Genomic DNA, 8,616 nt, shown 5'->3' on the forward strand with positions numbered 1-8,616 from the left:
ATTGTATCCTTTCCCTTGCTTGGTGTGGAACCGTGTGTAGATTTTCCTCGAAACCTGATTTCAAATTCTGTTGGGCTGGCGAAAATCACGCCATCTTTAGAAGCGACAGTACCGAGGTCATACTCGGCATTAACATGCAAGGCAAAGGCTGCCTTTATGGTGTATCTATCGAGAACACCGGATTCTAAAATGGGCTTTGCGCCCCCCGGACCCTCTTCAGCGGGTTGAAAAAGGAATAGTATATTTTTATTTGGAAGATCTTCGCAAACTCTTTGAATTAGACCGAAAAGTACAGCCATGTGCACATCGTGTCCACAAGCGTGCATCCAGCCGGAGTGTTTTGAATGAAACTCCACACCGGTTTTTTCTTCTATGGGTAGAGCATCCATATCAGCTCTGAAAAGCGTATAAGCATCTCCTGCCTTGAAAGTGTACTCAACCAAAATAGCAGTCTTAAGTAGTTGATAGATTTTCAAGTTCTTACAATTCAAATCATTGATAAATTCCAACAGAATGTTCTTCGTTTTGAATTCCTTGTGTCCACCTTCAGGATACATATGAAGCTTGTGCCTTAATTCAATCGGAAGCGAATTTCCTTTCAGGGTAATCACCACCTCTTGAGGTATAATTGTCAGTGAACTAATAACAATATAGCACAAAAAACAACCCTCAACCTGGAGGTGCTCATATGAATTTTGAGACAAACAATGAAAAGCCAAAAATAGAAGAAAGTCTGGTAAAAGGGGTGGCATCTGCCCTGCAAAAAGCACCAATTAGAAATTCCGGGAGGCTTTACCTTAGTGATCTATGGGCAATCACTTCGCTACCTGAAGATCTGATAATCGAAGTTCTTTCTCAAAACACCTTTGAACTTCCTGAAGGTGCCAATTATGTGGTAGATGACAGACGCAGAAAAAAAAGAATAATATATCCCAAAAACCATAAAGCCGATAATGCAGAGAATGAAAACCATGACCAGGGTGATAATTAAACGTTGTCCTGACTATTCACAGGTAAAAGCAAAGCTACAGGAAAGTTTTGAAAGTCTGCACATTGAAAGTTTGTTTACTCGAGGCGAAAAAGTGCTATTAAAGCCCAACCTGCTCACCGGGAGAAACCCTGAAGCAGGCGTTACAACACACCCTTCTTTTCTCGCTGCCGTTATAGAATTATTTCAGGACATGGGGCTGAATTTGGTGATTGGTGATAGCCCTGCAAATGGCAATACCCAAAAAGCTGCTGCCAAAAGTGGCATTGAAGAGGTATGCAAAAAATACGGGGTAAAGCTTGTAACTTTCAGCGATCCTCAAAAACTAAAAAACACCAATAATACGCTAAAAGAGTTCAGAGTAGCAAAGCAGGTATTGGAAGCGGATTCCCTCGTAAACTTGCCAAAGCTAAAAACACACTCGCTTATGACCCTAACTCTGGCGGTGAAAAACACATTCGGCTGTATTGTAGGTTCTGAAAAACAAATTTGGCACGTAAAGGCAATTACAAGAGAACGTTTTGCAAATATGCTCATTGAACTGCATAGATTGTTGAATCCAAAATTGAACATTCTCGATGGTGTAATAGGAATGCATGGAAATGGGCCTTCCAATGGAAAAGTAGCGAATTACGAAATTGTGGCGGTTAGTGAGAGCGGATTTGCTCTGGATGATGCTATTGCCAGATTGTACGAGATACCAATAGAAATGGTTCCAACTATTTTCTTTGCCAAAAAATTGGGACTTACTCCTGCGTATGAAATACAGGGTGATTCACCGGCGGTGATTGATTTCAAGCTGCCCGATGGCATCCGGCCCATAAACAGGCCATCTTTATTTTCAAAATTGTTGTCAAGGATTCCTACAATTGACAAGAATAAATGTGTCAATTGCGGGGAATGTGCGGAGCATTGCCCGGTTTCAGCCATTTCCGTTGCGCTAAAGAAAATCGATTACTCAAAGTGCATAAGATGCTACGTTTGCCATGAAGTCTGTCAGTATGATGCTATAAAGCTAAAGAGGAAATTGATTTTACAGGGGTGATTAGATGGGTTACATTCTTACAATTGATCAAGGAACCAGCAGCACAAGGGCTATACTCTTTGACGAGGAACTCTATCAGGTTGCGGTGGCACAAGAGGAATTTGAGCAAATTTATCCGAAACCGGGCTGGGTAGAACATAACCCTAACGATATAGTCCTTACCGCCATGTCCTGTGTTGAAAAAGTGGTGAAAGAGTCTCGGGTTTCTTTCAAGGAAATCGAAGCCATAGGTATAACAAACCAGCGGGAAACCATTGTCGCATGGGATGCTGAAAGTGGAAAAGCGCTTTACAATGCCATAGTCTGGCAGTGCAGACGCACAAGCAACCGTGCTGAAGAATTAAAGAAAACCCATGAAGAATTTATTCACTCGAAAACAGGGTTACGTCCTGATCCTTATTTTTCGGCCACAAAAATGGAATGGCTGCTTAAGAATGTTCCGGAAATAAAAAATGCGGCAAAGCGTGGGACTCTCAAATTTGGTACAATTGATTCCTGGCTTATTTGGAATCTCACACCAGAAAAGCTGCATATTACTGACTACTCAAATGCCTCAAGAACCATGCTATTTAACATAAGTGATCTTAACTGGGATTCAGAGTTGCTGGATTTGTTCTCAATAAAGCGAGAATTTCTGCCAAAGGTTGTGGATTCTTCCGCTCAACTCTGTCGCTCTATTTATGGACCAATTATCGGGGGCATAGCTGGAGACCAGCAAGCATCTCTCTTTGGCCAAAGCGCTTTTAACCAGGGAGATATGAAATGTACTTATGGAACGGGTTCATTCCTTTTGATGAACACAGGAAATGAGCCTAAGTTTTCCAAAAACGGACTTCTCACCACCATAGGGTGGAAGACAAAAAATGAAATCACCTATGCTGTAGAAGGCTCTATATTCGCTTCTGGAGCGCTTGTTAAATGGCTAAGGGACGGGCTGGGACTAATTTCCACTGCTGAGGAAACTGAAACACTTGCAAAACAAGCAGAAAACAATGGTGGGGTATACTTTTCTGGTGCTCTTGCCGGGTTGGGGGCACCTTATTGGGATTCAACCGCTCGCGGGCTATTCATAGGTCTTACCCGTGGAACAACCAAAGCCCATATAGTAAGGGCTATCTTAGAATATGTGGCTTTTAGAACTAGAGACATAATAGAACTTATGGAAAAGGAAACGGGGATTAAAATAAAGCGTTTGCTGGTAGATGGCGGTATGACACGAAATAATTTCCTTATGGACTTACAGTCAAGGGTACTGGGTATTCCCGTAGATAGGTCCATGATCAAGGAAACAACCGCTCTTGGTGCCGCCATGTTGGCCGGAATGGCTGTGGGACTTTGGGACAAAACATTGCTAAAAAACAAAAGAAAAACGGAAGTTGTTTTCACGCCGAAGGGTCGAGAAATGGAGGAAGAATATCACAGGTGGAAAGAAGCGATAAAAAGATCTATGAACTGGGAAACGTAAACGAAAAGACTCTGAAAAGAATCGGCAGGCTTTTAGGCCTGAAGCTTGAAGGTGGAGAAACGCTATTGCTTTACGGAAATCTCGGGACAGGCAAAACCACATTTGTAAAAGGACTCGCTGAAGGTCTTGGTATTGCCCCGGATTATGTTAGAAGCCCTACTTTTACGCTCATAAACATGTATCCTGGTTCTCAATTACAGCTTGTTCATGCGGATTTTTACAGATTGGAAAACGAGGATGAAATAGCAGAGCTGGGACTTGATGAGCTGTTGGATAAAAATTCGGTTCTTGCCGTTGAGTGGCCCGAGAAACTAAGGTGGCAAAGAACCGAAACCTTGAAAATTCGTCTATATTATGAACACGAATCGAAAAGAAGATTAAAAATGGAAACTCAATCGAAAAAACTCAGCCATATCTTGACGGAGATTCTTTCGAATCTTGAAAAGGACAAAGACATAACTCATAGCACCGATAGGAGGTGAAAACATGGGTCAAAAATTCCAGATACTCGAAGAAGCTGCAAGTGGCTCGGATAAGAAAGTGGCTATACCCAAAATCTTACCTGCCATAGCTACAAGAACAAATATGCTTATATATCCATCCGCAGTGATGCCGTTGTATGTAGGGCGCGAAAAATCGCTGACAGCTCTGGAAGAATCCATCGCTAAATTCAATCAGCTGCTTTTTTTGGTCTCACAAAAAGATATAAAAACCGAAAACCCATCAGTCGAAGACCTGTACAAGGTCGGTACAGTGGTGAAGATTGTTCAGCTCATGAAAATGCCTGATGGTAACTACAAGATATTAGTTGAAGGGCTGGTACGGGCAAAGGCTGTGGAAGTTATAGAGCATGAAAGGGCTTTCATGTTCAAGGTTGAAGTTATGAAGCCCAGATACAAAGCCACAAAAACCCTTGAAGCCCTTATAAGGAAAGTAAGAGAGCTCGCTTTGAAATACGTGAACCTTAGCAGGCGCTTTCCTGATGAAGCTACATTGGCATTGGATGATACCTCAAACCCGGATAAATTCGCTGATTTTGTAGCTTCCCTGTTACCTTTGAAACTCGAAGAAAAGCAGGCATTGCTCGAAGAAACCTCACCGAGAAAGAGACTTGAACTGCTCATGGAGCTTCTTACCAGAGAAGTGGAAATACTATCTCTTGAAGAAGAACTTGAGCGGAGGGTAAAAGAAAAAATCGAACAAAATCAAAAAGAATACTATCTCAGAGAGAAAATGAGAGCCATTCAGGAAGAACTCGAAGGGGAAGAAGACACAGAGGTAAGAGAACTCAAAGAGATGCTCTCCAGTAAAAAATACCCAAAAGAAGTAATAGAGAAAGCTGAACAGGAGATCGCAAGGCTGGAGAAGATGTCACCTTACTCAGCCGAGGCCACCGTTATAAGAACCTATCTTGATTGGATATTGAACCTTCCCTGGTACGAAGAAACAGGCGATAATATAGACATCTTAAAAGTTAGGGAATTTCTCGATAAAAATCACTATGGCCTTGTGGATGTTAAAGAGCGTATTCTCGAATTTTTGGCAGCCAGAAAATTTTCAGAAAATCTGAGAGCACCTATACTCTGCCTTGTAGGTCCTCCTGGCGTTGGAAAAACCTCTCTTGGAAGATCTATAGCAGAGTCTATGGGCAGGAAATTCGGCAGAATCTCTCTCGGCGGCATGCGTGACGAAGCAGAAATCAGAGGCCACCGCAGAACGTATGTGGGTGCTTTACCGGGAAGAATCATACAGACGATACGTAAGCTTGGCGTAAAGAATCCCGTATTAGTGCTTGATGAAGTGGATAAAATGGGCATTAGCTTTCAAGGAGATCCAGCCTCAGCTTTGCTTGAGGTACTTGACCCTGAGCAAAACAGTAGCTTTACAGACCACTTCCTTGAACTGCCTTTCGATCTATCAAAAGTGCTCTTTGTAACGACAGCAAACGTGCTTTACACCATACCACCTGCCTTGTTAGACAGGATGGAAGTGATCGAGATCGCTGGCTACACCGATACCGAAAAATTACACATCGCCAAAGATTATATTCTTCCTAAGCTTTATGAAGAGTACTCTTTGAACAACAAAAAAGTAAGCATCACCCAGAGCGCCATAAAGAGAATTATACGCGAATACACCAGGGAAGCTGGCGTTAGAAAACTCGACAGAAATCTTGCAAAGGTTATAAGGCGGTCAGCATTGAGACTTTCAGAAGGCGCTAAAAATGTGAAAGTTAGCATAAAAAACCTTGAAGACTTCCTTGGAGTTCCGAGGTTCACCGACAGTGATTTCAGGAAAAAACCTGAAATCGGAGTGGTTACTGGTCTTGCCTGGACAGCTGTTGGCGGTGAAATAATGTATATAGAAGTCCTACCCGTTCCCGGAGGAAAGGGTAAATTCATTACCACCGGCCAACTTGGAGACGTGATGAAAGAATCCGCACAAATAGCCCTTAGCCTTGCGCGGAAACAATGCAATAAAAAGGAGTACTCCAAGTTCTTTGAAAGTACGGATTTCCATATACATGTGCCCGAAGGTGCTGTTCCTAAGGATGGACCATCGGCGGGAATAACATTGTTAACCGCTATAATCTCGGCGGTAACTAAGCAGCCAGTGAGACATGATATTGCTATGACAGGTGAAATAACGCTCAGAGGGAAAGTTCTCCCAATTGGTGGCTTGAAGGAAAAGCTCATGGCTGCATACAGAGCCGGTATAAAAACCGTCATATTGCCCAAAGCCAATAAAAAAGATCTAGAAAAAGTCCCGGATGAAATAAAAAAGGCTTTGAATTTTGTCTTTGTGGATGAAGTAGGCGAAGTGCTCAAGGAGGCACTGATTTAAGTGCTCATAAAATCCGTTGAACTGTACAAAACAGCTTTCAAACCTGGAGATTATCCAGAACCTAAAGGACGTGAAATAGCCTTCGCTGGAAGGTCAAATGTGGGAAAATCCACCCTCCTGAATGCTATATTCAGGAGGAGGCTTGCCCACACTAGTTCGACTCCCGGAAAGACGAGATCGGTAAATTTTTACCTGATCAATTCAAAGCACTTCTTTGTAGATCTGCCGGGTTATGGCTATGCGAAAGCTTCCCATCAGGAAATCAAGCGCTGGCAGGCATTGATCACAGATTACTTCGAGTCCAGGCCTCATTTGAATCTTGTTGTATTACTGTTAGATTCAAGGCACAACCTTCAGAAGAAAGATCTGGAAATGCTTCAATGGCTCCAGTATTATTCCATTCCCTTTGTTGCTGTGCTGACAAAAGCGGATAAGCTCTCAGGCAATCAACTTACAAAGATGGTAAACAGCTTTAAAGAAGAGCTCGGTCCCTGGGGTTCTCCGCTTATCTTTCCTGTTTCAGCTAAAACAAGAAAGGGAATCTCGGAGCTGTTGAATATACTTCTTTAAAATTAATCGTTTTTTTGTGCGGAGGCGGAGAATTTGAATAAAGATACACAGTTTGTGAGATTTGCAAGCTATGGCTTCCTGAAGAATCTAAGATTCTTTGAGCCCTTTATCGTGCTCTTTTTTAGAGAACAGGGGCTTTCTTTTTTGCAGATAGGTACACTTTTTTCTGTGAGAGAAATTGCCATAAATTTCTTTGAACTTCCTACCGGGATAATCGCTGACCTTTATGGCAGGCGCATTTCCATGGTTCTCTCAATGGTTTCATACATCATATCCTTTCTCTGCTTCTACTTTTTTCCTAACTTCTACCTGTATATCGGCTCTATGGTGTTATTCGCTCTTGGAGAGGCTTTCAGAACAGGAACACACAAGGCGATGATATTAGAATATCTACGCCTTACGGGCCAGGAGGATAAAAAAATCGAATACTATGGCGCTACAAGATCTTTCTCTCAGCTGGGCTCTGCGATAAACTCTCTCATAGCAGCAGCTTTGGTGTTTTACAGCGGAACATATAAAATGGTCTTCCTCGTCGCTGTTATTCCCTATATTTTAAACCTTTTGAACCTCGCCACCTATCCTAAAACCCTCGATGGGGATATTAAGAAAACTTCCAAAAAAGAATCCATGAAAGCCTTTTTCCAGATATTTAGAAGCCGCTATTCGCTCAAAGGGTTGTTCAACTCTGCTTTCTTCGACTCTTTTTATAAAACGGTAAAAGAATACCTTCAGCCCATTCTCGAAAGTACAGCTCTGGCACTGCCGTTTTTTACGTTCCTTTCAGCTCAGAAGCGCACATCTATCGTCGTAGGGGTGGTGTACTTTGTATTGTATTTGCTCACAAGTTACGCTTCAAAAAGCTCCTGGAAAATAGCGAAGCTTTTTGGAGGCAAAGAAAGGGCTCTCAATATCACATATGTATTTGGTGCTTTTGCGATAATCTTAGCAGGGGTTTTCAATAGCGGTATGCTGAGAATCGTATCCGTACTGCTTTTTATTGCACTATTCGTCATTGAAAACGCAAGGCGTCCCATGAACATAGCTTATCTAAGCGACACTATTGCACATACCACCATGGCTTCAGGGCTTTCAGCCGAATCGCAACTAAAAACCCTAATAGGAGCTGTTCTTGCCCCTATACTGGGGTTCCTGGCAGATAAATTCGGTGTGGGCATGGCTTTGGCCATAATGGGCCTTGGAATGCTGTCACTGTATATTCCTGCAAAGCTAAAAAGAGTTGATAATCAATCTATCAGTAGTGCATAAAGTTCGTCATAATTTCTCGCTACCTTTAAATCGAGACCGTCGATTTTTTCAATTGGCTCTGGCTGATAGAGGATAAATTCAATTCCAGCGTTTTTGGCGCCAGCGTAGTCCGTTTCTAAATTATCCCCAACGTACACGGAGTCTTCAAGTGGGATTCCGCTTTTACTAGCAGCCAGATGAAAAATCTCCGGGAAAGGTTTGGGTTTCCCTGCTTCTTCTGAAGTCAATAAAAACTCGAAAAAACGCTCCAGCTTAGCAGCCTGTTTTCTGCTTTCTTGAACTTTTTTTATTCCATTGGTAATCACAGCCATCCTTTGGCCCATTGCCTTCAGCTTTTTAAGAAAACTCTCAGCTCCGGACAGGAAATGCCCTCTCTTCGAAAGCTCTTTGACAAATAAAGCACTCGCTTCTTCAGGTGAAATTCCGTTAATGCCAAAC

The 8,616-nt window shown here is 42.4% G+C and carries 9 protein-coding genes; 7 read left to right on the forward strand and 2 right to left on the reverse strand.

Going from position 1 to position 8,616, the window contains the following annotated elements:
• On the reverse strand, nucleotides 1-659 hold a 659-nt coding region (locus AC3LHT_RS05900), incomplete at its 3' end, for an amidohydrolase (RefSeq protein ID WP_488662260.1).
• Between the two features lie 29 nt (nucleotides 660-688).
• On the opposite strand from AC3LHT_RS05900, the gene AC3LHT_RS05905 reads away from it, so the two are divergent.
• From AC3LHT_RS05905 to AC3LHT_RS05935, 7 genes are read left to right on the forward strand one after another with little or no spacing between them, the layout of a single operon-like run.
• The gene (locus AC3LHT_RS05905) at nucleotides 689-991 is read left to right on the forward strand and encodes a hypothetical protein (protein WP_488662261.1); all 303 of its coding nucleotides are present in this window, start codon (nucleotides 689-691) and stop codon (nucleotides 989-991) included.
• Nucleotides 972-2,033, forward strand: a complete 1,062-nt coding sequence (locus AC3LHT_RS05910) for a DUF362 domain-containing protein (RefSeq protein WP_488662262.1) — start codon at nucleotides 972-974, stop codon at nucleotides 2,031-2,033. Before AC3LHT_RS05905 ends, AC3LHT_RS05910 begins: the two co-directional genes overlap by 20 nt.
• Nucleotides 2,034-2,037: 4 nt before the next feature.
• Entirely contained in the window at nucleotides 2,038-3,498 is a 1,461-nt protein-coding gene (gene glpK, locus AC3LHT_RS05915; protein ID WP_290646926.1) for a glycerol kinase GlpK, read from the forward strand.
• Nucleotides 3,456-3,980: a tRNA (adenosine(37)-N6)-threonylcarbamoyltransferase complex ATPase subunit type 1 TsaE gene (gene tsaE, locus AC3LHT_RS05920; RefSeq protein WP_488662263.1), complete on the forward strand. Its 525-nt coding sequence runs from the start codon at nucleotides 3,456-3,458 to the stop codon at nucleotides 3,978-3,980. Before glpK ends, tsaE begins: the two co-directional genes overlap by 43 nt.
• A gap of 4 nt (nucleotides 3,981-3,984) precedes the next feature.
• Nucleotides 3,985-6,342 carry an endopeptidase La gene (gene lon, locus AC3LHT_RS05925; protein ID WP_488662264.1) on the forward strand — a complete coding sequence of 786 codons (2,358 nt, stop codon included), beginning with the start codon at nucleotides 3,985-3,987 and terminating at the stop codon, nucleotides 6,340-6,342.
• Entirely contained in the window at nucleotides 6,343-6,912 is a 570-nt protein-coding gene (gene yihA / locus AC3LHT_RS05930; protein WP_290646929.1) for a ribosome biogenesis GTP-binding protein YihA/YsxC, read from the forward strand. It abuts the gene before it with no gap.
• 33 nt (nucleotides 6,913-6,945) lie between these two features.
• A complete protein-coding gene (locus tag AC3LHT_RS05935) occupies nucleotides 6,946-8,178 on the forward strand; it encodes an MFS transporter (RefSeq protein WP_290646930.1) in 1,233 nt (410 codons plus the stop codon).
• On the opposite strand, the gene AC3LHT_RS05940 is transcribed toward AC3LHT_RS05935, so the two are convergent.
• Nucleotides 8,157-8,616 (reverse strand): HAD family hydrolase (locus AC3LHT_RS05940; RefSeq protein WP_488662265.1); only part of this gene is annotated, 460 nt, incomplete at its 5' end. The genes AC3LHT_RS05935 and AC3LHT_RS05940 overlap by 22 nt on opposite strands.

The organism is Kosmotoga sp. (assembly GCF_982836095.1).